A 25,191-nucleotide genomic window follows, 5' to 3' on the forward strand; every position below is an offset into this window, starting at 1 on the left:
CGACTGACAGCACACCTCACGTGTCCGGACGTACGACCGCCCCGGCACCGGAAAAGGGTGCCGGGGCGTTCGTTGCGCGAACCGGTGGGGCGGTGCCCGCGCGGGGTCAGTCCTCCGTGCCGGAGGCCGCCGTCTTGGCCGCCGCCGCCTTCTTCGCGGTGGCCTTCTTCGCGGTCGTCGTCTTCTTCGCGGCGGTCGTCGTCTTCTTGGCGACCGTCTTCTTGGCGGCGGTCTTCTTCGCCGGGGCGGTCTTCTTGGCCACCGCCTTCTTCGCGGTCTTCTTCGCCGGACTCTTGGCGCGCTTCTCGGCGAGCAGCTCGAAACCACGCTCAGGGGTGATCGTCTCGACGCTGTCACCGGAGCGGAGGGTCGCGTTCGTCTCGCCGTCGGTGACGTACGGGCCGAAGCGGCCGTCCTTGACCACGACCGGCTTGCCGGAGACCGGGTCGTCGCCCAGCTCCTTCAGCGGCGGCTTGGCGGCGGCCCGGCCACGCTGCTTCGGCTGGGCGTAGATCGCGAGCGCCTCTTCGAGGGTGATCGTGAAGAGCTGTTCCTCGGACTGGAGCGAGCGCGAGTCCGTGCCCTTCTTCAGGTACGGGCCGTAACGGCCGTTCTGCGCGGTGATCTCCACGCCCTCGGCGTCGGTGCCGACGACACGCGGCAGCGACATCAGCTTCAGGGCGTCGTCGAGGGTCACCGTGTCGAGCGACATGGACTTGAAGAGCGAGGCCGTCCGCGGCTTGACCGCGTTCTTGCCGGTCTTCGGGGCGCCCTCGGGCAGGATCTCCGTGACGTACGGGCCGTAGCGGCCGGCCTTGGCGACGATCTGGTGACCCGTCTCCGGGTCGTCGCCCAGCTCGAAGTCCCCGCTGGGCTTGGCCAGCAGTTCCTCGGCCAGCTCGACGGTCAGCTCGTCCGGCGCCAGGTCGGTCGGGATGTCGGCGCGCTGGTGCTGCTCGGTGTCCTTCTCGCCGCGCTCGATGTACGGGCCGTAGCGGCCGACGCGGAGCACGATCTCGTTGCCCACCGGGAACGACGACACCTCGCGCGCGTCGATCGCGCCCAGGTCGGTCACCAGCTCCTTGAGGCCGCCGAGGTGGTCCCCGTCGCCGTTGCCGGCCTCCGCCGCGCTGCCGACGCCGTCCTGGCCCTCGCCGAAGTAGAACCGCTTCAGCCACGGCACGGCCTGCGCCTCACCGGCCGCGATGCGGTCGAGGTCGTCCTCCATCTTGGCGGTGAAGTCGTAGTCGACGAGCCGCCCGAAGTGCTTCTCCAGGAGGTTCACCACGGCGAAGGAGAGGAAGGACGGGACGAGTGCCGTGCCCTTCTTGAACACGTAGCCGCGGTCGAGGATCGTGCCGATGATCGACGCGTAGGTCGACGGGCGGCCGATCTCGCGCTCCTCCAGCTCCTTGACCAGCGAGGCCTCGGTGTAGCGGGCCGGGGCCTTGGTGGCGTGGCCGTCGACCGTGATCTCCTCGGCCGACAGCGCGTCGCCCTCGGCGACCTGCGGCAGCCGGCGCTCGCGGTCGTCCAGCTCGGCGTTCGGGTCGTCGGCACCCTCGACGTAGGCCTTCAGGAAGCCGTGGAAGGTGATCGTCTTGCCGGAGGCGCTGAACTCGACGTCGCGGCCGTCGGCGGCCGTACCGCCGATCCTCACCGTGACGCTGTTCCCGGTCGCGTCCTTCATCTGGGAGGCGACGGTCCGCTTCCAGATCAGCTCGTAGAGCTTGAACTGGTCACCGCTCAGGCCGGTCTCCGCCGGCGTGCGGAAACGATCACCCGAGGGACGGATCGCCTCGTGCGCCTCCTGCGCGTTCTTGACCTTGGCGGCGTAGGTACGCGGCTGCGGCGGCAGGTAGTCGGCGCCGTACAACTGCGTGACCTGGGCGCGGGCCGCGGTGATCGCGGTGTCGCTCAGCGTCGTGGAGTCCGTACGCATGTACGTGATGTAGCCGTTCTCGTACAGCTTCTGCGCGACCTGCATGGTCGCCTTCGCCCCGAAGCCCAGCTTGCGGCTGGCCTCCTGCTGGAGCGTCGTCGTACGGAACGGGGCGTACGGCGAGCGGCGGTACGGCTTGGACTCGACCGACCGCACGGAGAAGCGGGTGTTCTCCAGGGCGGCGGCGAGGGCGCGGGCGGTCGCCTCGTCGAGGTGGAGGGTGTTCTGGCTCTTGAGCCGTCCCAGGGAGTCGAAGTCGCGGCCCTGGGCGACCCGCCTGCCGTCGACGTTCTGGAGGCGGGCGACCAGCGCCGACGGGTCCGACGGGTCCCCGGCGTGGCCGGTCGCGAAGGTGCCCGTCAGGTCCCAGTACTCGGCGGAACGGAAGGCGATGCGCTCGCGTTCCCGCTCCACGACGAGCCGGGTGGCGACGGACTGCACACGGCCGGCCGACAGCCGGGGCATGACCTTCTTCCAGAGCACCGGGGAGACCTCGTAGCCGTAGAGGCGGTCGAGGATGCGGCGGGTCTCCTGGGCGTCGACCAGCTTCTGGTTGAGCTGGCGGGGGTTGGCGACGGCCTCGCGGATGGCGTCCTTGGTGATCTCGTGGAACACCATGCGCTTGACCGGGATCTTCGGCTTCAGGACCTCCTGGAGGTGCCAGGCGATCGCCTCGCCCTCCCGGTCCTCGTCAGTGGCGAGGAACAGCTCGTCGGAGTCCTTCAGCAGGTCCTTGAGCTTCTTGACCTGCGCCTTCTTGTCGGCGTTGACCACATAGATGGGCTGGAAGTCATGGTCGACATCCACACCGAGGCGGCGGACCTCGCCGGTGTACTTCTCCGGCACCTCTGCGGCGCCGTTGGGAAGGTCACGGATGTGCCCGACACTCGCCTCGACGGTGTAGCCGGGGCCGAGGTAGCCCTTGATCGTCTTCGCCTTGGCAGGCGACTCGACGATGACGAGTCGGCGACCGCCCTGTGCGGTCTCGCTGGTCGGGGACAACTTCGCTCTTCTCTCCGGTCGACGCTGGGGCCTCCCCAGGCCTTGGTCCCGGGGTCGCGGCGTACTGCTGGCTCGTGTGACGCTGCGGAGTGTGACGCTACATCCCGCCCCCGTGTCAAACGGGAAAAGCCCACAACGGCCACTCGAACGGTAACCCGACTACCGCCATTCCTGCCGCCCGGACCGCCCGGTCACCCCGGCATCCCTGTCCGGAGCGTGACGCTCCCCTTACCCACCGGACACGGCGTCCACCGGGCTCAGAGCCGGGTCAGGCAGTACCCGGCCAAGGCCAGCGCGACCGTCCCGGCCACCCCCGCGAAGGCGCTCGATGCGACCCGGCTCACACCGAGGGCCACCGGTTCCCGGCGCCTGAGGCGTGTCCCGGTCCACACCAGCAGACCGGCCCCGAACAGGGCGAACACCGCTCCCGCGAAGATCGCCGGTGCACTCTCCATCGTCCGCCCACCTCTTCCCCTGCGCCGGCACCGCCCGGCGCCGGGAGGGTGGCACGCGCGGGCGACGGACGGGCGACACCGGGGTGAACGGAGGACCGACACGAATTCGAACGTACATGCGATCAAACGGGTTCCGGTCGCGTCGGCCATATTTTTCCGGCCGTTTTCCGGAAACGTGTCACACCCGTCCCGGCGGCGGACGCTCCGGACCCGCACCCCCGGGGCACGACGGCGCTCACGGCCCGGTCGTCCGGCGTCCGGACCGTGTCCAGGGCGGGCGACCGTGACCAGGGCGCACAGGCCGTGACCAGGGCGGGCGGACCGTACGCCGTGGCGAGCGGCACGTACGCCACGGCGCGCGGGCGGTGTCCAAAGGTGCGCGGACCGTGTCCAAGGTGCGCGCGGACCGTGGCCAGGGCGCGCGGGCGCCCCGGCGTACGGCGTCCGCGCCGCAGCGCAACGCCCCCGGCCCCACGGTCACGTGGCCCCACGGCCCGGCACCGGAACCGGCACCCGCCGGGCCACCCCGCCGGGCCACTCCGCCGCCGCGGGATTCGCCGCGCCCGCTCAGCCCACCGGCTCCAGGAAGCCCTGCTCCACCAGGAGCCGGATCTGCGCCGGGGTGCGGTCGCGGAGCAGGACCGGGTCCTCGCCGACGAGCTGCGCGATGGCGTCCAGGATGCGGCCCGCGCTCAGCGTGCCGTCGCACACGCCCGCGAACCCGGCGCCCACCGTGTCCACCTTGGTCGCCCGGCGCATCCCGCGGTGCTGACGCAGCACCACGTGCTCCGGGTCCTCGGCACCGGGCAGCCCGACCTGCTCCTGGACCACCTCGGAGGTGAGCTTGAAGCGGCTGTCCAGCAGCGCCGCGTCGTCATGGTCCCGGAGATAGTCGAGCCGGTCGAAGTGCGCCCGGATCGTCTCGCCGAGCGGCTGCTCGACCGGGTGCGGCCACTCCTCCACGGTGACGACGGGTTCGGCGGATCCGGTCCTGCGCAGGGTGATCCAGCCGAAGCCGACCGCCTTCACCTTGCGCGCCTCGAACTCGTCGAGCCAGGCGTCGTACCGCGCCTGGTAATCCGCCGGGTCACCGCGGTGGTCGCCGGCGTCCCGCAGCCACAGCTCGGCGTACTGCGTGACGTCCTGCACCTCGCGCTGCACGATCCAGGCGTCGCACCCGCGCGGCACCCATGACCTGAGCCTGTCCTGCCAGTCCTCCCCCGCCACGTGCTGCCAGTTCGCGAGGAACTGCGCGAAGCCGCCCTCGGTCAGCCGTTCCCCCGCCTGCTGAACGAGCGAGCGGCACAGATCGTCCCCGCCCATGCCACCGTCCCGGTACGTCAGCCGGGCACCGGGGGAGATCACGAAGGGCGGGTTGGACACGATCAGGTCGAACGCCTCGTCGTCCCGGACCGGCTCGAACAGCGACCCCTCGCGCAGTTCCGCGGCCGGCGCGCCGGAGAGGGCGAGCGTGAGCGCCGTCGTGTGCAGCGCGCGCGGGTTGAGATCGGTCGCCGTCACGCGCGTGGCGTGCTGGGCGGCGTGCAGCGCCTGGATGCCGGAGCCGGTGCCGAGGTCGAGGGCGGCGGCGACGGGCGTGCGGACGGTGATGCCGGCCAGGGTCGTGGAGGCGCCGCCGACACCGAGGACGACGCCCTCGTCGCGCTGGCCGATGCCGCCGGCACCGCCGACCGCGCAGCCGAGGTCGGAGACGATGAACCAGTCCTCGCCGCCGGGGCCGCCGTACGGCCGCACGTCCACGGTCGCGGCCACCTCGTCGCCGCCCACCCGCGTGAGCCAGCCGGCCTCCAGCGCCTCCGCGGCCGGCAGGATCGCCGCCACGCGCGCGTGCGGCACCGGCTGCTGGAGCAGGAACAGCCGTACGAGCGTCTCCAGCGGGGTGTCGCCGCGGGTCGCCCGCAGTGCGGGCACCGTCTCGCTGCGGGCCAGCGCCGCGTAGGCGGGGGCGCCGAGCAGGTCGAGCAGCCCGTCGGCGGTGAAGGAGGCGGCCAGCAGCGCGTCCCTCAGGCGCGCGGCGATGTCGGGCCGGTCGGAAGCGGGCAGGGGGGCGAGTCCGGAGTCAGTCACGCCCCCATTGTGGCCCGGGGCGGCTGCCCGGGGCCGACTCCGCGCGGCCCGTCCGCCGACGTCAGCCCGCCGACGTCAGCCCGCCGTCGCCGACGCCGTCGGCTGTGCCGTGGCGGACGCGGCGACCTTGCAGCTGGGCTGCTTGGCCATCGCCTGCTTGACCTCGCCCTGCTCCAGCCGCTTCAGCGCCTGGGTGCCGTTGTCGCCCTGCTTGCCGACCTCCTTGGTCTGGAGGGCGACCTCCTTGAGGCCCTTGGCGAACTTGCCCTGGTTCTTGGTGTCGAGTCCGTCGACCTGCTTCTTCAGCTCGGCGTACGACGTGGAGAGGCCGGCGAGGTTCTTGGCGGCGTCCTGCTGGAGCTTGGCACCGCTCTCGACCCCGGGGGGCGCCCCGGCGGTGTCGAGCGCGTCCGCGAGCGCCTTGTAGCCGTCGGCCAGGTCCTGGAACGCCGACACGTACGTCTTCTGGGCGCTCTGGGGCGGAAGGTTGCTGTCCCGTGCGATGGCGGCGATCGACGCGTTGGCCGACTTGATCTTCGCGCTCTGCGCGGGCACGGCGTCGCACACCGTCTTGGCCCAGGACACCAGCTTGGGGTCGGGACCCTCGTCACCGCCGCCGCTGGTACACCCGGACACCGCCACCACCAGTACCGCACCGCCGGACAGTGCGGCCGCGAGCTTCTTGTTCACCGGATCGGTCCCTTCCATGGCTCTCGGCCCCCGGAATCTACACGGCGGACGGCCCCCCTCCCCGCGCCCGGCAAGCGATCAGTCAGCTTTTGTGACTTTTTGCACCAGGGGAGAGAAGGCTCACGACGTGGGCGACCGCACACACGCCGGGCGGGCGGGCGGCGCGTCGGCACGCGCCACCCGCCCGCCCGTTGACCAGGGCCGACCGGACCGGTCTAGGAGACGACGGCCGCGTCGGGTGACTTGGAGACCCGCTCGGCACTCTCCTCGTCGTCCCCGACGGCGATGCCGCGCCGCTTGGAGACGTACACGGCGACGACGATCACCAACAGCGCCAGGACCGCGACCCCGATCCGCACGCCGAGGTTCTTGTCGTCGCCGTAGGAGAACCTGATCACCGCGGGTGCGATCAGCAGCGAGACCAGGTTCATGACCTTCAGCAGCGGGTTGATCGCGGGTCCGGCGGTGTCCTTGAAGGGGTCGCCGACCGTGTCCCCGATGACCGTGGCCGCATGGGCCTCGCTGCCCTTGCCGCCGTGGTGGCCGTCCTCCACCAGCTTCTTGGCGTTGTCCCAGGCGCCGCCGGAGTTGGCCAGGAACACCGCCATCAGCGTGCCCGCCCCGATGGCACCGGCCAGGTAGGAGCCGAGCGCGCCGACGCCGAGCGTGAACCCGATGAAGATCGGCGCCATGACGGCGAGCAGACCGGGCGTGGCCAGCTCCCGCAGGGCGTCCTTGGTACAGATGTCGACGACCTTGCCGTACTCGGGCTTCTCGGTGAAGTCCATGATCCCCGGCTTCTCGCGGAACTGCCGCCGCACCTCGAAGACCACGGAGCCGGCCGAGCGCGACACGGCGTTGATGGCCAGTCCGGAGAAGAGGAAGACGACCGCGGCGCCCGCGACGAGGCCGACGAGGTTGTTCGGCTGCGAGATGTCCAGGGACAGGCTGAGCGGTGAGCCCGGCCCGGTCAGCTTCGTGCCGACGTCCTGCACGTTGGTGGTGATCGCGTCGCGGTACGACCCGAACAGCGCCGACGCGGCGAGGACGGCGGTGGCGATGGCGATGCCCTTGGTGATGGCCTTGGTCGTGTTGCCGACCGCGTCCAGGTTGGTGAGCACCTGCGCGCCCGCGCCTTCGACGTCGCCGGACATCTCGGCGATGCCCTGCGCGTTGTCCGAGACCGGCCCGAAGGTGTCCATGGCGACGATCACGCCGACCGTGGTGAGCAGGCCGGTGCCGGCCAGGGCGACCGCGAACAGCGCCAGCATGATCGACGTGCCGCCGAGCAGGAACGCGCCGTACACGCCGAGCCCGATGAGCAGGGCCGTGTACACGGCCGACTCCAGCCCGACCGAGATGCCGGACAGGACGACGGTGGCCGGACCGGTGAGGGAGGTCTTGCCGATGTCCCGCACCGGGCGCCGGTTGGTCTCGGTGAAGTAGCCGGTCAGTTGCTGGATGACGGCGGCGAGCAGGATGCCGATGGCCACCGCGACCAGCGCGAGGATGCGCGGGTCACCGTCCTTCCCCTTGATCGCCGCGTCGGTGACGCCGTCGAGGTCGGCGTACTTCGACGGCAGGTAGACGAAGACCGCGACCGCGACCAGCGCCAGCGAGATCACCGCGGAGATGAAGAAGCCGCGGTTGATCGCGGTCATGCCGCTGCGGTCGGCGCGGCGCGGGGCGACCGCGAAGATGCCGATCATCGCCGTGAGCACACCGATGGCCGGCACCAGCAGCGGGAAGGCCAGCCCGGAGTCGCCGAAGGCGGCCTTGCCGAGGATCAGCGCGGCCACCAGGGTCACGGCGTACGACTCGAAGAGGTCGGCCGCCATGCCGGCGCAGTCGCCGACGTTGTCGCCCACGTTGTCGGCGATGGTCGCGGCATTGCGCGGATCGTCCTCCGGAATGCCCTGCTCGACCTTGCCGACCAGGTCGGCGCCGACGTCGGCGGCCTTGGTGAAGATGCCGCCGCCCACCCGCATGAACATCGCGATCAGGGCGGCACCGAGGCCGAAGCCCTCCAGCACCTTCGGCGCGTCGGCCGCGTAGACCAGCACCACACAGGAGGCGCCCAGCAGGCCGAGCCCCACCGTGAACATGCCGACGACGCCGCCCGTGCGAAATGCGATCTTCATCGCGTTGTGCGAGACGGTGGTGAGATCTTTTTCGGGTTCGCCGTCCGCCGGAGTGGCCTCGCGGGCCGCCGCGGCGACCCGTACGTTGCTGCGCACGGCGAGCCACATACCGATATAGCCGGTGGTCGCCGAGAACACCGCTCCGATCAGGAAGAACACCGAGCGGCCGGCCCGCTGATTCCAGTCGTCGGCGGGCAGCAGCAGGAGCAGGAAGAAGACCACGACGGCGAATACGCCGAGCGTGCGGAGCTGCCGGGCGAGATACGCCTTGGCTCCTTCCTGGACCGCCTCGGCGATCCGTTTCATGCTGTCGGTGCCCTCACCTGCCGCGAGTACCTGCCGCACCAGGATCCCCGCGACCACCAGCGCGGCCAGGGCGACCGCCGCGATGACGGCCACGATGATCCGATTGTCGTCGGTCAGAACCGCGGCCGCGAGGGACGTGGGGTGGGCCGACTGATAGGGGGTAGAAAGCCCCGCCATTCGTCCTCCTTGACGCTTGGGCTGAGCTCAAGATGTGGACGGATTGTAGGTACCCATGAGTGATCTAAACAGGGGACGGTAAACGAAATCGGCCTGCCCGCGCGAACAGCGAACCCGAATGAGGTAACGCCTCAAAGGCATTGACGGGCGCATGAATGCTTGATCGAATTATCGGGGTATTTGATCGTGAATTCATTCACGAATTCGGAGAGGATCATAAAACACGACAGGGGCCCTGCTCAGGCAGGGCCCCTGTGCGGTGGTTCCGGGGTCAGGCGAGGGCGGCGGCCGGCGGCGCGGTCGGCCAGGTCATACGGATCAGTCCGCCGTTCTGCCCGGTGGTGACCTCCACGTCGTCGACGAGGCCGCTGATGACCGCGAGGCCCATCTCGTCCTCCTCGACCTCCGCCTCGCCGTCCTGCGCGCCGGGCGTGTCGCCGCCGGGCGTGGCGTGCGGCGCCTCGTCGCCGACCTCGATGGAGAACTGCTTCTCCTCTTCGATCAGCGCCACCTTCACCGGCGCCGTGACGCCGCTGTTCTGGTGCAGTCCGACAGCGCGGGAGCACGCCTCACCGACGGCGAGGCGCACCTCGTCGAGCACCGCCTCGTCCACTCCGGCCCTGCGCGCCACCGCTGCCGCCACCAACCGGGCGGTCCGGACGTGCTCGGGCAGCGCGCTGAAGCGGAGTTCGACGGTGGCCATGCATCCCCCTCGCGACTACGGGCGTGCGGTCGGGGGCTGGGCCGCCGAGCGCCCACACCCCCCTGGTGCAGTTCTGTGCCCCGGGCCGCCGCGTGCGCATGCCCAGGACGGGACCGGCCGACGCCCGGCCCCGACAGGGGCCCGGCGCCGGCGACCGGTCCGGAATCGGTCGGTGGTCGATCAGTCGGTCGCCGCCACCGCTTCCTCGACCGAGGTGTGAATCGGGAACACCTTGGTGAGGCCGGTGATGCGGAAGATCTTGAGAATGCGCTCCTGGTTGCAGACCAGGCGCAGCGAGCCCTCGTGGGCACGAACCCTCTTCAGGCCGCCGACCAGAACGCCGAGCCCGGTGGAGTCGAGGAAGTCCACGCCCTCCATGTCCACGACGAGGTGGAAATTCCCGTCGTTCACCAGCTCGACCAGCTGCTCGCGCAGCTTGGGCGCGGTATATACGTCGATTTCGCCACCGACCTCGACGACCGTACGATCGCCGACGGTACGGGTCGACAGGGACAGGTCCACGGATCCTCCAGCACCTTGCTATCGAGCGGTCGCCCTGGGGCACCTCGGCTTGGCCCCGAACGCTTCGCCAGCCGCGATGGCATTCAATCACTTACCGGCAGGCGTGCACGACGCCTTGACCCCATTGTCCGTCACGCCAGTGACACACTCGGTGCCGATGGCCAAGAATCACCGATCCGATCGAACCCCGGCGAACCCGGCGTCCCACCCGTCTCCGGGCGCGGTCCTGGACCGCCTCGCCTCCGGGCCGAGCCGGGCTGCGCGCATCACTCATACGGAGCACTTGCCCCCGCGCGAGGGCCGCCATGCCGTCTGGCCTGACCGTATTCGGCCCGAGGTGATCGCGGCCGTCCAGGCGTGCGGCATCGAGCACCCGTGGGCGCACCAGGCGCTGGCCGCCGAGCACGCCCTGGACGGCGACTCGGTGGTCGTCGCCACCGGCACCGCCTCCGGCAAGTCCCTGGCGTACCTCGTGCCCGTCCTCTCCGCCCTGCTGGACGGCGCGGCCGCCCCGAACGGCCGCGGCGCCACCGCCCTCTACCTGGCCCCCACCAAAGCGCTCGCGGCGGACCAGTGCCGATCGGTGAAGGAACTTTCACAACCCCTCGGCAACGCCGTGCGTCCGGCCGTGTACGACGGCGACACCCCGGTCGAGGAACGCGAGTGGATCCGCCAGTACGGCACCTACGTCCTCACCAACCCGGACATGCTGCACCGCGGGATACTCCCGTCCCACCCGCGCTGGTCCTCCTTCCTGAAGTCGCTCCGGTACGTCGTCATCGACGAGTGCCACACCTACCGGGGCGTCTTCGGCTCGCACGTCGCCCAGGTACTGCGCCGGCTGCGCCGCCTGTGCGCCCGCTACGGCTCCTCCCCCGTGTTCCTGCTGGCCTCGGCGACCGCCGCCGAGCCCGCGGTCGCCGCCCGGCGGCTGACCGGCCTGCCGGTCGTGGAGGTCGCCGACGACGCCTCCCCGCGCGGCGAGCTGGTCTTCGCCCTCTGGGAGCCCCCGCTCACCGAACTCCAGGGCGAGAGGGGCGCACCCGTACGGCGCACCGCCACCGCCGAGACCGCCGATCTGCTGACCGACCTCACCGTGCAGGGCGTGCGCTCGGTCGCCTTCGTCCGCTCCCGGCGCGGCGCCGAGCTGATCTCGGTCATCGCCCAGGAGCGGCTGGCCGAGGTCGACCGCTCCCTGGTCCGGCGGGTCGCCGCCTACCGGGGCGGCTACCTCCCCGAGGAGCGCCGCGCCCTGGAACGCGCCCTGCACTCCGGTGAACTCCTCGGGCTCGCCGCCACGACGGCCCTGGAGCTGGGCGTGGACGTCTCCGGCCTGGACGCGGTGGTGATCGCCGGCTACCCGGGCACGCGCGCCTCCCTGTGGCAGCAGGCGGGCCGCGCGGGCCGTTCCGGGCAGGGCGCCCTGGCCGTCCTCGTGGCCCGGGACGACCCGCTGGACACCTTCCTCGTCCACCACCCCGAGGCCCTGTTCGACCAGCCGGTGGAATCGACGGTCCTCGACCCCGACAACCCCTACGTCCTCGCCCCGCACCTGTGCGCCGCCGCCGCGGAGCTGCCGCTGACCGAGGAGGACCTGGACCTCTTCGGTCCCGCCTGCGCCGACGTGCTGCCGCAGCTGGAGGCCGCGAAACTGCTGCGCCGACGGACGAGGGCGTGGCACTGGACGCGCCGGGAGCGGGCCGCCGACCTGACCGACATCCGCGGCGCGGGCGGGCGACCGGTGCAGGTCGTCGAGGCCGGCACGGGCCGCCTGCTCGGCACGGTCGACGCGGGCGCCGCGCACTCCGCGGTCCACGAGGGAGCCGTCCACCTGCACCAGGGCCGCACCTACCTGGTCCGCGCCCTGGACCTGGAGGACTCGGTCGCCCTGGTGGAGCGGGCCGACCCGCCGTACTCGACGGTGGCCCGCGACACCACGTCGATCTCCGTCCTGGAGACGGACACCGAGATCCCGTGGGGCTCGGGCCGGCTCTGCTACGGCTCGGTGGAGGTCACCAACCAGGTGGTCTCCTACCTGCGCAGACGCCTGATCACGGGCGAAGTGCTGGGCGAGACGAAACTCGACCTCCCTCCTCGTACGCTGCGCACCCGCGCGGTGTGGTGGACGGTCACCGAGGACCAGCTGGACGAGGCCCGGATCAGCCCGGAGATCCTCGGCGGCTCCCTGCACGCCGCCGAGCACGCCTCCATCGGCATGCTGCCCCTCTTCGCGACCTGCGACCGCTGGGACATCGGCGGGGTGTCCGTCCCCCTGCACCCCGACACCCTGCTCCCCACGGTCTTCGTCTACGACGGCCACCCCGGTGGCGCGGGCTTCGCCGAGCGCGCCTTCCACACCGCCCGCGCCTGGCTCGCCGCCACCCGTGAGGCCATCGCCTCCTGCGAGTGCGAGGCCGGCTGCCCGTCCTGCATCCAGTCCCCCAAGTGCGGCAACGGCAACGACCCTCTCCACAAACGGGGGGCGGTACGGCTCCTCACGGTGCTGCTGCGGGGCGCACCGGAGGAGAAGCCGGCGGAGGAAGCTGATGCGGGGCCGCCGGACCCGCTCTCGCACCGACCTCCGCAGTGAACGGCCCCCTGCCCGCCGCCGCCGTCACCTCCGCGGTGTCGCCGACGATCGCGCACCGCACCAGCCGTACCCCCTGGACCGCGGCGAGCCGCTCGGCCCGGGCGCAGGCCGCGGTGCCGCCCTCGGCCCAGTGGTCCGCCGCCGCCAGCGCGGCCAGGTCGGCGCCGCCGGCCGCCCGGTGCCGTACGGCGACGGCCTGCCCGAGAACGAGCACGGCACCGAACACCGCGCACAGCAGGGCGATGGCCCCCAGGCTCCAGACGGTGGCTGACCCCCGGTCGGACTCCCGCCCAGGCCCCCGGCCGGACCCCCGGTCGGGCTCCTGCCCCCGGACCGTACGGCCACACGGGCCGCCCGGCGGCTCCACGCGGCCCCACAGGGCACGCACGCCGGCCGTTTCCCCCCTCATGGTCCCGCCTCCCCCGCCGCCCCCACGGTCTCCTCGGCGAGCGCCACCGCCTCCTCGCGGACCTCGAGCGGCAGTCCGCCCAGCATCGGCGGGCGGGCCACCACCGTCACCCGGACCCGGTCGCCCTCACGGGCGACGGTCACCCGTGCTCCCCGTGGCGCCGCTTCCCGGGCCACCGTGACCACCGCGGCGGGCGGGTCCTGACGGGCGGCGGCCCGGGCGCCCGCGCGGGCCGCGTCCACGCACTCGATCCGCGCCGCCACCGCGAGCAGCCCCCAGACCAACGCCATCGTGAACGCCACCAGCACGGACAGCACCACGGCCGCCTCCGCGGTCACGAACCCCCGGTCCCCGCCCCGCTCACATGCGCGCACTGAGAGCCTTCTTCACGATGTCCTGAAGCTCCGCCTGCACCTGCCCGCTGGTGACGACCTTGTAGAGCAGCACCGCGAACCCGACGGCCGCGATGATCCCCATGGCGTACTCGGACGTCACCATTCCGGCGTCCTGACGGCACGCTCCGCGCCACCGGACCACCGCTTCCCTGATCTTTCCGAACATCTCGAACCCCCGTAAGGTCTCGGTTTCCTCAAGCTCTCGGTCCTCGTAAGGACTTGGTCCCCGTAAGGACTGGTCTCCGTAGCCGTTCTCCGCGTCGATCCGATGCGCGTGCCCGGCGTCACCTCCCTCCCATCGCCCCGCCCGCCAGTCCGATCACCACGGGCAGCACCCCGATCGCGACGAACGCGGGCAGGAAGCAGAGGCCGACCGGTGCGGAGACCAGCACGGCCGCCCGGCGTGCCCGGGCCGTCGCCGCGCGGGCCCATTCCGCGCGCGCGTCCGACGCCAGCCGGGTGACCGGGCCGGCCGCGGGAAGCCCGGACTCGTCGGCCCGCTCCAGCAGCCGCGCCAGGGCGCCGGCGCCGGGCAGCAGAGCCAGGCTCCGCCAGGCGTCCGCCGGGGCGCCGCCGAGCCGGACCTCCGCCGCACCGCGTGCCAGGGCCTGCCCGACGGGTCCGCCGAGGGCCTCTCCCACCGCGTGGGCGGCGATCACCGGACCGGCACCGGCGGTGATGCAGGCGGCCAGCAGATCGGCCGCGAGCGGGAGCCGACGCGCGGCCTCGGCGGTGTCGCTCGTCTCCGGCCGGCCGGTTGCCGCCCGACGGTCCCGCCACCGCCAGAGCACGACCCCGACCCCCAGCCCGAGCACGGCCCCGGCGGCCCCGCCGACCAGCACCCACGCGCCACCCGCCGCACCCGCCGCACCCGCCGCCGGCAGCCACCGCCGCACCGCGCCCGGGATGACGAACGGCACCCTGCCGGAGCACACACCGAGCCCCAGCAGATCGGCCACCCGGCGCCGCGCCTGACGTCGTCGGCGCACCAGCTCCAGCCGTCGCACACCCCAGGCGAGGATCAGCACCGCGATTCCGGCCATCCCCAGCCTGTGGACAACTTCCCCGCTCACACCGCCTCCGCTCCCCGCACGATCCGCGTCGCCCACCACATCCCGGCCGCCTCGAAGACCGCCCCGGCCGTCAGACAGCCGAGACCGGCCCCGCTGTGCAGCAGCACCCGCAAGGGATCCGCGCCCATGGCCGCGCCGAGCAGCAGTCCGAGGGCGGGCAGCGCGGCGAGCAGCACGGCGGTGGCCCGGGCACCCGCCAACTGGGCCCGCAGGTCGGCCCGCTGGTCCCGCTCGGCGCGCAGGGCACCGTCCAGCCGGTCCAGGCCCGCGGCGAGTCCGGCACCCTGGTCCACCGCCACCCGCCAGCAGGCGGCGAGGCCGAGCAGTCCCTCGGCACCCGGCTGCCGCGCCGCCGTGGCGAGCGCGCCGGGCACGTCTCCGCCGAACCGCGCCGCCGCCACCACGGCGGCCTGTGCGTCGCCGAGCCCGTCGCAGTCCCGCGCGGCCCGCAGCAGGGCCGCCCCCGGCTGCCGCCCCGACCGCACCTCCCCGGCGAGCGCCCCGCACAGGACGATCACCGCGTCGGCCCGCCGCTCCGTGGCGCTCCGCTCCTGCCGGGCCAGTCGCACCCGGCGCAGCACCGGCACCCCGGCCGCCCCCGCGACGACCGGAATCACCGAGGCGCCCAAGAGGCCGATCAGCATCCCGGCGGCGAGCGCCGCCCACTCGGCGCCCCACCGGTCGCTCCGGCGCCGCAGCTCCGTGACGGCCTGCTCCCAGAGGGGCGGCCCGGTCGCGACCACCCCGCCACCGGCCGCCCCACCACCGGCCAACAGCAGCCGGGCCCGCCGCATCCCCTGGTGCCGGCCGCCCAGCAGCCGGACCAGCAGGGCGAGACAGAGCAGCGCGCCCGCCATGCACATCTCACCGATCACTTCCGTGCCCCTTCATCTCCGTCGTCTCCGCCGCCTCTCCCACCGCTCGGAACCCGCGGGGCTCCCTCACGGCTCGTCCCTCACGCACGCGTCGGCGAGTTCGCCCGAGGGCCCCAGCAGCCGCCGCAGCCGCTCCCACCCCCGCTCCCGCGCGAACGCCCGCTCGCCCCAGCGCAGCGCGGGTACCGTCCGCACCAGCCCGCCGGTGTCCCGCTCCAGGACGTGCACCTCGTCGATCCGGCGCCGCCCGGACCGGTCCCGCACGAGGTGCACCACCACCGACAGGGCAGCCGCCAGCTGGCTGTGCAGGGCCGCCCGGTCCAGTCCGGCGGCGGTGGCCAGCGCCTCGAGCCGGGCCGGTACGTCACCGGCGGCGTTGGCGTGGACCGTGCAGCACCCGCCCTCGTGGCCGGTGTTCAGGGCCGCGAGCAGATGGACGACCTCGGGTCCGCGCACCTCGCCGACGACCAGCCGGTCCGGGCGCATCCGCAGTGCCTGCCGCACCAGGTCCTCCAGGGTGACCAGGCCGGCGCCCTCCTGGTTGGCGGGCCGGGTCTCCAGCCGGACGACGTGCGGGTGGTCCGGCCTGAGTTCGGCCGAGTCCTCGGCGAGCACGATCCGCTGGCCCGGTCCGACGAGTCCGAGCAACGCGCTGAGCAAGGTCGTCTTGCCGCATCCGGTGCCGCCGCTGACGAGGAAGGACAGCCGGGCCGCGAGCAGCGCCCGCAGGACGCGGTCACCGCCGGGCGGCACCGTCCCGGCCGCGACGAGTTCCTCGACGGTGAACGCCCGGGGCCGGACCACCCGCAGGGCCAGGCAGGTGCAGCCGACGGCGACCGGAGGCAGTACCGCGTGCAGCCGGGTCCCGTCCGGGAGCCGGGCGTCCGCCCAGGGCCGGGCGTCGTCCAGCCGGCGTCCGGCCACGGCCGCCAGCCGCTGCGCGAGACGTCGTACGGCCGCCGCGTCCGGGAAGGTGACCGCGGTCAGCTCCAGGCCGCCGCCGCGGTCCACCCACACCCGGTCCGGGGCGGAGACCAGGACGTCGGTGACGTCCGGGTCGGCGAGCAGCGGTTCCAGGGGGCCGGTGCCGACGAGTTCGGACCGCAGGCGTTCGGCCGCGCCGAGGACCTCGGCGTCACCGAGGACCCGGCCCTGTTCGCGCAGGGCCTGGGCCACGCGCGCGGGAGTGGGTTCGGCGCCGCTCTCGGCGAGCCAGCGGCGGACGCCGTCGAGCAGGGCCCCGCCGTCGGCCCGGTCGAGTCCGGGAAGGGTCACCGGGTGCCCCCCGCCTCGACCAGCGCGCGCTCCAGGAAGTGCGCGCAGAAGCGGGCGAGCGGACCGCGGCCGGTCGCGCCCGGGGGTTTCGCGCCGCCCCGCGGCCGCAGCAGCGCCGGTTCGACGGGCACCTGGCCGGCCAGCGGCAGGCCGAGCAGCCGGGCCACCTCGTCGTCGTCCAGGCCCGGCGCGTACGGCCCGCGGACCGCCACCCTGAGATCGCGCACGACCATGCCGACCACGGAGGCGACGCGGCCGGCGGCGGCGACCGCCCGCAGTTCGGCCGGGACGACGAGCAGGGCCAGGTCGAGCTGGGCGAGAGCCTCGGCGACCCCGTCGTCGAGGCGGCGGGGCAGGTCGACCACGACCGTGCCGCCGCGCCGCCGGGCGGCGGCCAGTACCGCGCGCACCGCGGGCGGGGGAACGGCGACGCAGTCGCCGCGGTCCCAGCTCAGCACGCGCAGGGAGTGCAGTTCGGGCAGGGACTCCTCCAGGGCGCCGCCGCCGACCCGGCCGCGGGAGGCGGCGAAGGCGGGCCAGCGCAGCCCCTCGGCGCCCTCGCCGCCGAGGAGGACGTCGAGTCCGCCGCCGAGCGGATCGGCGTCCACCAGGAGGGTGCGCAGTCCCTCACGCGCGGAGGTGACGGCGAGCGCGCAGGCGAGCGTGGACGCCCCGGCCCCGCCCCGGCCGCCGATCACCCCGACGGTGAGGGCCGGGCGGCCTAGGCCCTCGGCGACGTCGGCGATGCGGTCGACCAGCCAGGGCTCGCCGTCGGGAAGCATCAGGACGTGGTCGGCGCCGATCTCGACGGCTCGTTTCCACACGCCCGGGTCGTCCTGGTCACGGCCGACCAGCACCACTCCGGTCCGGCGCGCGGCCCCGCCCATCCGGCGGGCGGCGTCGTCGCCGACGAGCACCAGCGGGGCCGCCGCCCAGCCGTCGCCGGTTTCCGGTACACCGGGACGGACCTCGGGTGTGGCGCCCGCCGCCGCGCACAGGCGCAGGAGATCGTCCAGGAGTACGGCGTCCTCGGTGACGATGAGCGGCCGTCCGGGCCGGTTCCCGGGGTCGGGTGGCGGGATGCGGGTGACGGTTCCGGTCACGGGTGTTCCCCCTTCGCTGGGCGGGCCGCGCGGCCCGGCGGGCACGCGATTCCCGGAAGATGTGGAGAACCGGCGCGCGGCCTCCATATGAACGGCCGACAGGAATCGGCCAAACACGCTCCGGCAATCGGAACCGGCCATGAACTCGCCGCGACAGGAGCGCACTGGAATCACGGTGCAGGGATCCGCGAAAAGATGTGGATCTTGGTCGAAAACTGTGGACACCGCCCACCCTGTGAATAACTTCGTCACTCATACCGGTGACCCAGCGCCGGTCCGTGCGCGACTTCCATGGAGCAGCCGCGCCGGTCCGTGCGCGACTTCCATAGAGCAGTCCTGTGATTACCGGGAGTAACCGATCGCGGGCATGCCGAAGGCGCGGTCACGGCGGCGCAACGCCGGCCGCGTGGCCGCGTAAAGGCGGGAGAGGCGGACGAAAACCCGTCCGGACATGCGACGACCCCCGCCGGGGGGGAGAGCGGGGGTCGTCCCCACGGCCGACTCGGGGGGGGGAGGAGTCGGACCGGGTTAGCACGGTCGCGAACGATCCGTGACTTCCATGGTGTACCCGAGAGCCCTCTCAGGCAAACCCACGCGCCCCACCTTACGCCGAATGGTGGGCGCCTATGCTCAGGGGCGTGGAAAACCACTCCTTGCCCCGCGCAGCGGCCTTCTTTGACCTGGACAAGACGGTCATTGCGAAGTCGAGCACGCTCACCTTCAGCAAGTCCTTCTACCAAGGCGGACTGATCAACCGCAGGGCCGCCCTGCGCACCGCGTACGCCCAGTTCGTGTTCCTGGCCGGCGGCCTGGACCACGATCAGATGGAGCGCATGCGCGAGTACCTCTCGGCACTGTGCCGCGGCTGGAACGTCCAGCAGGTGCGGGAGATCGTCGCCGAGACCCTGCACGACCTGATCGACCCGATCATCTACGACGAGGCCGCCTCCCTCATCGAGGAGCACCACACGGCCGGCCGGGACGTGGTGATCGTGTCCACCTCGGGCGCGGAGGTGGTCGAGCCGATCGGCGCATTGCTGGGCGCGGACCGGGTGGTCGCCACCCGCATGGTCGTGGGCGAGGACGGCTGCTTCACGGGGGAGGTGGAGTACTACGCCTACGGCCCGACCAAGGCCGAGGCCATCCGGGAACTGGCCGCGTCCGAGGGGTACGACCTCGACCGCTGCTACGCCTACAGCGACTCGGCGACCGACCTGCCGATGCTCCGGACGGTCGGGCACCCGCACGCCGTGAACCCCGATCGCGCACTGCGCCGCGAGGCGCTCTCACAGGGGTGGCCGGTCCTGGAGTTCCGCCGTCCGGTCCCGCTCAAGAAGCGGCTCCCGGCGTTCTCCGTGCCGCCCCGCCCGGCCCTGGTCGCGGCGGCTGCCATAGGCGCGGCGGCGGCGACCGCCGGACTCGTCTGGTACGCCAGCCGGCGCCGCGGCACGGTCTGACCGGCGCCCGTTTCATCCCGTTCGGGACTGAAAGTAAAGAAGTGCGGGCAAGGGTTCCGCTTCACCCCGGCCCGCGGTACAAAGAACGTAGGCCCGCGAGACCAAAGGACATCCGAGAGGATCCCCTACCACTACGCACTCGGCCCCACGGACCCAGCATGGACATCGGGCACCCACGCGACGTCGACCCGTCGATTACGGGCCAGCCGCACCAGGTGACGGGCAAAGCATCCCGACCTGATGGGCGACATATCGAGGACGCTTGGTAACCCGGTGAGCATGCCAGCGGCGGTACGAGCATTCGTACCGCCGCAACCCTTGAGCGGCCGGTACCCGGAGGCTCACCGGCAGACCCCTCGGGCGACGCCGCGCCGGAAACGCCGACGGGCTTCCGTAGCGGACGACACCGCCCCCGAAAACGCCATCAGGCCCGCTCAGGCGGCGCCGCGCTGGAGCGCCTCGCACACCGCCGTCGACTCCCGCACACCGAAGCCCACCGCCCGCCCGCAGTGGGCGATCCACGCGGCCATGCCCTCGGGCGTACCGGAGACGTACCCGTCCAGGGCGGCCAGGTAGGAGGCGCGGCCCAGCTCGGCGTAGCCGACCTCGGCCGGGCAGACCGCCTTCGGGTCCAGGCCGCTGCCGATCAGCACGATCCGCTCGGCCGTGCGCGCGACCAGGCCGTTGTACGAGACGAAGGGCCGCAGCGCGAGCAGCTCGCCGTGCACGACGGCCGCCGTCACCAGCGCGGGGGCCGAACTGCCGGCGATGAGCAGGTCGGCCAGCCCCTCCAGCCGGCCCGACACCTCCGCCGCGTCCGGCAGCGGCAGCTCGATCAACGGCTCGTCCACCGCCTCGCCGGCCTGGCGCGGCCTACCCACCCGGTCGTCACCGCTCGCCGCGGCCACCAGGTGCAGCCGCGCGAGCACCCGCAGGGGCGACTGGCGCCAGACGGACAGCAGCTGTCCCGCCTCGGCGGTGAGCCGCAGGGCCGCGCCCACCACCCGGGCCTCGGGGTCCGCACCGAAGTCGGTGCGCCGGCGCACCTCCTCCAGGGCCCAGTCCGCGCCGGACAGCGCCGCCGAGCCACGGGCGGCGCGCAGGGCCGCCTCGGAGGTGATCTCGTTGCTGCGGCGCCGCATGATCCGGTGCCCGTAGACCCGGTCCACGGCCTTGCGCACGGACTCCACGGAATCGGCCACTCCGGGCAGTGCGCCCAGGGCCGCGAGCGGATCGGCGGTCGCGCCTGTCGTACTCATGAGTACGACACTACGCACCTCCCCGGCCCGCCCCACGAAGGAGTGGTCTTCTTCACTTCCTCGTGACACGCAGAGCCATCGTCCGACTACCCTTGGTGAACATGAAAATTGCTTTCGTCGGGAAGGGCGGCAGCGGCAAGACCACGCTCTCCTCCCTTTTCATCCGCCATCTCGTGGCCGCCGGAGCCCCGGTGGTCGGCATCGACGCGGACATCAACCAGCACCTCGGCCCCGCACTCGGCCTCGGCGACGAGGAGGCGGCGGCGCTGCCCGCCATGGGCGAACAGCTGACGTCGATCAAGGACTACCTGCGCGGCAGCAACCCGCGCATCGCCTCCGCCGAGACGATGATCAAGACGACTCCGCCCGGGGAGGGTTCGCGACTGGTCCGGGTGCGGGAGCCGAACCGGATCTACGACGCGTGCGCCCGTCCGGTGGAACTCGACGGCGGCGCCGTCCGTTTGATGGTCACCGGCCCCTTCACGGACGCCGACCTGGGGGTCGCCTGCTACCACTCCAAGACGGGAGCGGTGGAGCTGTATCTGAACCACCTCGTCGACGGTCCCGACGAGTACGTCGTGGTCGACATGACGGCCGGTTCCGACTCCTTCGCCTCCGGCATGTTCACCCGCTTCGACATGACGTTCCTCGTCGCCGAGCCGACCCGGAAGGGGGTCTCCGTCTACCGCCAGTACAAGGACTACGCCCGGGACTTCGGCGTCGCCCTGAAGGTCGTCGGCAACAAGATCCAGGAGCCGGACGACATCGACTTCCTGCGCGAAGAGGTCGGGGACGACCTGCTCGTGACGGTCGGGCGCTCGGACTGGGTGCGCGCCATGGAGAAGGGCCGCCCGCCCCGGTTCGACGAACTGGAGGAGGCCAACGCCCGCGCCCTGGGCACTCTCCGGGCCACCGCCGACGCCACCTACGAGCAGCGCGACTGGGAGCGCTACACCCGCCAGATGGTGCACTTCCACCTGAAGAACGCCGAGTCCTGGGGGAACGAGCGCACCGGGGTCGACCTGGCGGCGCAGGTCGACCCCCACTTCGTGCTCGGCGAGAGCCTGGCAACGCCCGTCTGACGGCTACCGCTTGTCCGCCGGCGCCCCGGGCACGCCCTTGGGTGCCGGAGCGGGGCGGCCGGACAGGAAGGACGCCCAGCCCTGCCGGGGCGCCTCGCCGACCTCCAGGGTGCGCAGTCTCTCCAGGGTCTTGGGGTCCTGGGCGTCCAGCCAGTCGGCCAGCTGGTGGAAGGAGACGCAGCGCACCTCGGGCTTGCCGCACACCTGCTTCACCACGTCCTCGACGGCGCGCATATAGGTGCCGCCGTTCCAGGATTCGAAGTGGTTGCCGATGATCAACGGCGCGCGGTTGCCGTCGTAGGCCCGGTAGAAGCCCTGGAGGAGGCCGTCGCGCATCTGGTCGCCCCAGTAGTCGAACTTGTCGGGGTCGCCCTGGGTCTGGGTGCCGGACTGGTTGACCATGAAGTTGTAGTCCATGGTGAGCTGTTCGTAGGTGTGGCCCGGGAAGGGCACCAGCTGCATCGACAGGTCCCACAGGCCCTCCTTCTTCTTGGGCCAGACCTGATCGTTGACTCCGCTGGAGTCGTAGCGGAAGCCGAGTTCGCGGGCGGCCTTCGTGAAGTTCTTCCGCCCTTCCAGGCAGGGGGTGCGGGCGCCGATCAGCTCCTTGTCGTAGTCGAAGGGCAGCGACGCCTCCCGCTTCATGCCGGTGTTGCTCCGCCAGGACTTCACGAACGCCTTGGCCTGGGCGATCTCACTCTTCCACTCCTCCACCGACCAGGTGCCGACGCCGCCTTCGGGCCCGCAGAAATGGCCGTTGAAGTGGGTGCCGATCTCGTTGCCCTCCAGCCACGCCTGCCGGACCTGCTCGAGGGTGTCGGTGATGCCCTGCTCGTCGTTGAAACCGATGTCGGAGCTGCCGGGCGAGTGCTGCGGCGGCTTGTACAGGTCACGCTTCTCCTTCGGCAGCATGTAGACGCCGCTGAGGAAGTACGTCATGGTCGCGTTGTTCTCCTTGGCGACCTCGCGGAAGTGCGAGAACAGCTTCTGGCTGTCCTCGCCCGCGCCGTCCCAGGAGAACACGACGAACTGCGGCGGCTTCTGACCGGGGCTCAGCCGCTCGGGTGCGGGCAGGTGCGGCTGCGAACCGGTGTACGCGGTGGATCCGTCACCGATCAGCCGGAACACGCTGCCCGGTGCGGGCGCCCCCCGCTCCGGGCCGTGCGCCCCTTCCTTGGTGCTGGTGGAGTCGGTCGCGCAACCGGCGAGCGACGCCGCACAGGCCGCGGCGACCATGGCGCCGACGGTGATCCTCTGGGTGGCGGCCATCTTCCGCCCACCTTCTTCCTTCTCTCAGGCACACGCTGACAAGGGCCGTTTCTGGTGATGTGCCGGGCTTGTCCCGGCGGCGCCGCCAAGGTCGCATGAGAGCGAGAAGGAATTAGTACGACAAGCCGATCAAATGACTACTTCACCCCGACGCGCGATTGCCTGCTCTATTTGCCCCAGAAAACTAGACTTTACCTTTACGTGGCGTTACGACCCTTTTGCCAACGATTGCTCCGCCCCACGAAAAGGTCTAAACCAATTTTCCGGTCGACCCTTGTCATCGGACCCCCGGGTCTGATGAGCTGTGGCCTGGGACACAACGGACACCCTTGGAATGGGAGATGTCGTGAGCAACGAGAGCCTGGCCAACCTGCTCAAGGAAGAACGCAGGTTCGCGCCGCCCGCCGATTTGGCCGCGCACGCCAATGTCACCGCGGAGGCGTACGAACAGGCCAAGGCTGACAGACTCGGCTTCTGGGCCGAGCAGGCCCGTCGCCTGACCTGGGCCAAGGCACCCACCGAGACGCTGGACTGGTCCAACCCGCCGTTCGCGAAGTGGTTCCAGGACGGCGAGCTGAACGTCGCCTACAACTGCGTGGACCGGCACGTGGAGGCCGGCCACGGCGACCGCGTCGCCATCCACTTCGAGGGCGAGCCCGGCGACAGCCGCTCGATCACCTACGCGGAGCTGAAGGACGAGGTCTCCCGGGCCGCGAACGCCCTGCTGGAGCTGGGCGTTCGCAAGGGCGACCGGGTCGCCATCTACATGCCGATGATCCCGGAGACCGCGATCGCGATGCTGGCCTCGGCCCGGATCGGCGCGGCCCACTCGGTCGTCTTCGGCGGCTTCTCGGCGGACGCGCTCGCGACCCGGATCAAGGACGCGGACGCCAAGGTCGTCATCACCTCCGACGGCGGCTACCGGCGCGGCAAGCCGTCCGCGCTCAAGCCGGCCGTGGACGAGGCGATCGACAAGGTCGACAACGTCGAGCACGTGCTGGTGGTGCGCCGTACCGGCCAGGAGGTCGGCTGGGCCGAGGGCCGGGACGTGTGGTGGCACGACCTGGTGGGCCGGCAGTCCGCCGAGCACACCCCGGAGGCGTTCGAGGCGGAGAACCCGCTGTTCATCCTCTACACCTCCGGTACGACGGGGAAGCCGAAGGGCATCCTGCACACCTCCGGCGGATACCTCACCCAGGCGGCGTACACCCACTGGGCGGTCTTCGACCTCAAGCCGGAGACGGACGTGTACTGGTGCACGGCCGACGTCGGCTGGGTGACCGGGCACTCGTACATCGTCTACGGCCCGCTGGCCAACGGCGCGACGCAGGTGATGTACGAGGGCACGCCGGACACCCCGCACCAGGGCCGGTTCTGGGAGATCGTGCAGAAGTACAAGGTCACGATCCTCTACACGGCGCCGACCGCGATCCGGACGTTCATGAAGTGGGGCGACGACATCCCCGCCAAGTTCGACCTGAGCAGCCTGCGCGTCCTCGGCTCGGTCGGCGAGCCCATCAACCCCGAGGCATGGGTCTGGTACCGCAAGCACATCGGCGCCGACCGGACGCCCGTCGTGGACACCTGGTGGCAGACCGAGACCGGCGCCATGATGATCACGCCGCTGCCCGGCGTCACCGAGACCAAGCCCGGTTCGGCGCAGCGCGCGCTGCCCGGCATCAGCGCGACCGTCGTCGACGACGAGGCGAACGAGGTGCCCGACGGCGGTGGCGGCTACCTGGTGCTGACCGAGCCGTGGCCGTCCATGCTGCGCACCATCTGGGGCGACGACCAGCGGTTCATCGACACCTACTGGTCCCGCTTCGAGGGCAAGTACTTCGCCGGTGACGGAGCGAAGAAGGACGACGACGGGGACATCTGGCTGCTCGGCCGGGTGGACGACGTGATGCTCGTCTCCGGGCACAACATCTCCACCACCGAGGTGGAGTCGGCACTCGTCTCGCACCCGGCGGTCGCCGAGGCCGCCGTCGTGGGCGCCGCGGACGAGACCACCGGACAGGCCATCGTCGCGTTCGTCATCCTGCGCGGCTCGGCGTCGGAGGACGACGCGCTCGTCGGCGAGCTGCGCGACCACGTCGGCGCCACGCTCGGCCCGATCGCCAAGCCCAAGCGGATCCTGCCGGTGGCGGAGCTGCCGAAGACCCGCTCCGGCAAGATCATGCGCCGTCTGCTGCGCGATGTCGCCGAGAACCGCCAGCTGGGTGACGTGACCACCCTGACCGACAGCACGGTGATGACGCTCATCCAGTCCAAGCTGCCCGCCAGCTCCAGCGAGGACTGAGCGGGACGTTCGGCACCCCGAGGGGCACCCGGCCGGTGAACGTGCCGGGCACCCCTCGGGCGTCTACGGTGAGGAG

The 25,191-nt window shown here is 72.0% G+C and carries 20 protein-coding genes; 4 read left to right on the forward strand and 16 right to left on the reverse strand.

The window, feature by feature from the left end:
• Positions 1-106 precede the first annotated feature (106 nt).
• From topA to bldG, 7 genes are all read right to left on the reverse strand, one after another.
• Positions 107-2,944, reverse strand: a complete 2,838-nt coding sequence (gene topA, locus IF37_RS0100260; protein WP_030734103.1) for a type I DNA topoisomerase — start codon at positions 2,942-2,944, stop codon at positions 107-109.
• Between the two features lie 257 nt (positions 2,945-3,201).
• Entirely contained in the window at positions 3,202-3,399 is a 198-nt protein-coding gene (locus IF37_RS0100265) for a hypothetical protein (RefSeq protein WP_030734106.1), read from the reverse strand.
• Between the two features lie 567 nt (positions 3,400-3,966).
• Positions 3,967-5,487, reverse strand: coding sequence for a class I SAM-dependent methyltransferase (locus IF37_RS0100270; protein ID WP_030734109.1), 1,521 nt, complete (start codon positions 5,485-5,487; stop codon positions 3,967-3,969).
• 75 nt (positions 5,488-5,562) lie between these two features.
• Positions 5,563-6,177, reverse strand: coding sequence for a hypothetical protein (locus IF37_RS0100275; RefSeq protein WP_030734112.1), 615 nt, complete (start codon positions 6,175-6,177; stop codon positions 5,563-5,565).
• A 215-nt stretch (positions 6,178-6,392) separates the two neighbouring features.
• Entirely contained in the window at positions 6,393-8,801 is a 2,409-nt protein-coding gene (locus IF37_RS0100280) for a sodium-translocating pyrophosphatase (RefSeq protein ID WP_030734115.1), read from the reverse strand.
• A gap of 271 nt (positions 8,802-9,072) precedes the next feature.
• Complete coding sequence (locus IF37_RS0100285; RefSeq protein WP_030734118.1) at positions 9,073-9,504, reverse strand: ATP-binding protein; 432 nt, start codon at positions 9,502-9,504, stop codon at positions 9,073-9,075.
• Between the two features lie 180 nt (positions 9,505-9,684).
• On the reverse strand, positions 9,685-10,026 hold the full coding sequence (bldG, locus tag IF37_RS0100290; RefSeq protein ID WP_010986038.1) for an anti-sigma factor antagonist BldG: 342 nt from the start codon (positions 10,024-10,026) through the stop codon (positions 9,685-9,687).
• Between the two features lie 76 nt (positions 10,027-10,102).
• Between bldG and IF37_RS0100295 the strand changes: the two genes are divergently transcribed.
• The gene (locus tag IF37_RS0100295; protein ID WP_079165467.1) at positions 10,103-12,616 is read left to right on the forward strand and encodes a DEAD/DEAH box helicase; all 2,514 of its coding nucleotides are present in this window, start codon (positions 10,103-10,105) and stop codon (positions 12,614-12,616) included.
• Here the strand turns inward: IF37_RS0100295 and IF37_RS41320 are convergent.
• From IF37_RS41320 to ssd, 7 genes are all read right to left on the reverse strand, one after another.
• On the reverse strand, positions 12,522-13,025 hold the full coding sequence (locus IF37_RS41320) for an Rv3654c family TadE-like protein (protein WP_079165468.1): 504 nt from the start codon (positions 13,023-13,025) through the stop codon (positions 12,522-12,524). The genes IF37_RS0100295 and IF37_RS41320 overlap by 95 nt on opposite strands.
• Positions 13,022-13,363 (reverse strand): TadE family type IV pilus minor pilin, encoded by a 342-nt coding sequence (locus IF37_RS0100305; RefSeq protein ID WP_030734130.1) that lies wholly within the window; start codon positions 13,361-13,363, stop codon positions 13,022-13,024. The genes IF37_RS41320 and IF37_RS0100305 overlap by 4 nt, the downstream gene beginning before the upstream one ends.
• Positions 13,364-13,385: 22 nt before the next feature.
• On the reverse strand, positions 13,386-13,586 hold the full coding sequence (locus IF37_RS38845) for a DUF4244 domain-containing protein (RefSeq protein ID WP_030734133.1): 201 nt from the start codon (positions 13,584-13,586) through the stop codon (positions 13,386-13,388).
• Between the two features lie 118 nt (positions 13,587-13,704).
• Positions 13,705-14,493: a type II secretion system F family protein gene (locus IF37_RS38850; protein WP_030734137.1), complete on the reverse strand. Its 789-nt coding sequence runs from the start codon at positions 14,491-14,493 to the stop codon at positions 13,705-13,707.
• Positions 14,490-15,356 (reverse strand): type II secretion system F family protein, encoded by an 867-nt coding sequence (locus tag IF37_RS0100320; RefSeq protein WP_030734140.1) that lies wholly within the window; start codon positions 15,354-15,356, stop codon positions 14,490-14,492. Before IF37_RS0100320 ends, IF37_RS38850 begins: the two co-directional genes overlap by 4 nt.
• A 78-nt stretch (positions 15,357-15,434) precedes the next feature.
• A complete protein-coding gene (locus IF37_RS0100325; protein ID WP_030734144.1) occupies positions 15,435-16,643 on the reverse strand; it encodes a TadA family conjugal transfer-associated ATPase in 1,209 nt (402 codons plus the stop codon).
• Positions 16,640-17,746, reverse strand: coding sequence for a septum site-determining protein Ssd (ssd, locus tag IF37_RS0100330; RefSeq protein ID WP_030734147.1), 1,107 nt, complete (start codon positions 17,744-17,746; stop codon positions 16,640-16,642). Before ssd ends, IF37_RS0100325 begins: the two co-directional genes overlap by 4 nt.
• Before the next feature lie 626 nt (positions 17,747-18,372).
• Here ssd and IF37_RS0100335 point away from each other — a divergent pair.
• Entirely contained in the window at positions 18,373-19,203 is an 831-nt protein-coding gene (locus tag IF37_RS0100335) for an HAD family phosphatase (protein ID WP_030734150.1), read from the forward strand.
• A 434-nt stretch (positions 19,204-19,637) separates the two neighbouring features.
• Here the strand turns inward: IF37_RS0100335 and IF37_RS0100340 are convergent, their stop codons facing one another.
• On the reverse strand, positions 19,638-20,462 hold the full coding sequence (locus tag IF37_RS0100340) for a hypothetical protein (protein ID WP_030734153.1): 825 nt from the start codon (positions 20,460-20,462) through the stop codon (positions 19,638-19,640).
• A 101-nt stretch (positions 20,463-20,563) separates the two neighbouring features.
• Between IF37_RS0100340 and IF37_RS0100345 the strand changes: the two genes are divergently transcribed.
• Entirely contained in the window at positions 20,564-21,544 is a 981-nt protein-coding gene (locus IF37_RS0100345) for an ATP-binding protein (protein ID WP_030734156.1), read from the forward strand.
• Positions 21,545-21,547: 3 nt separating this feature from the next.
• On the opposite strand, the gene IF37_RS0100350 is transcribed toward IF37_RS0100345, so the two are convergent.
• Positions 21,548-22,813: a hypothetical protein gene (locus tag IF37_RS0100350; protein ID WP_030734159.1), complete on the reverse strand. Its 1,266-nt coding sequence runs from the start codon at positions 22,811-22,813 to the stop codon at positions 21,548-21,550.
• A 304-nt stretch (positions 22,814-23,117) separates the two neighbouring features.
• On the opposite strand from IF37_RS0100350, the gene acs reads away from it, so the two are divergent.
• Positions 23,118-25,115 (forward strand): acetate--CoA ligase, encoded by a 1,998-nt coding sequence (gene acs / locus IF37_RS0100355; RefSeq protein WP_106981684.1) that lies wholly within the window; start codon positions 23,118-23,120, stop codon positions 25,113-25,115.
• The last annotated feature ends 76 nt before the right edge of the window (positions 25,116-25,191 follow it).

The organism is Streptomyces sp. NRRL S-31, from assembly GCF_000718775.1.
GTDB lineage: Bacteria > Actinomycetota > Actinomycetes > Streptomycetales > Streptomycetaceae > Streptomyces.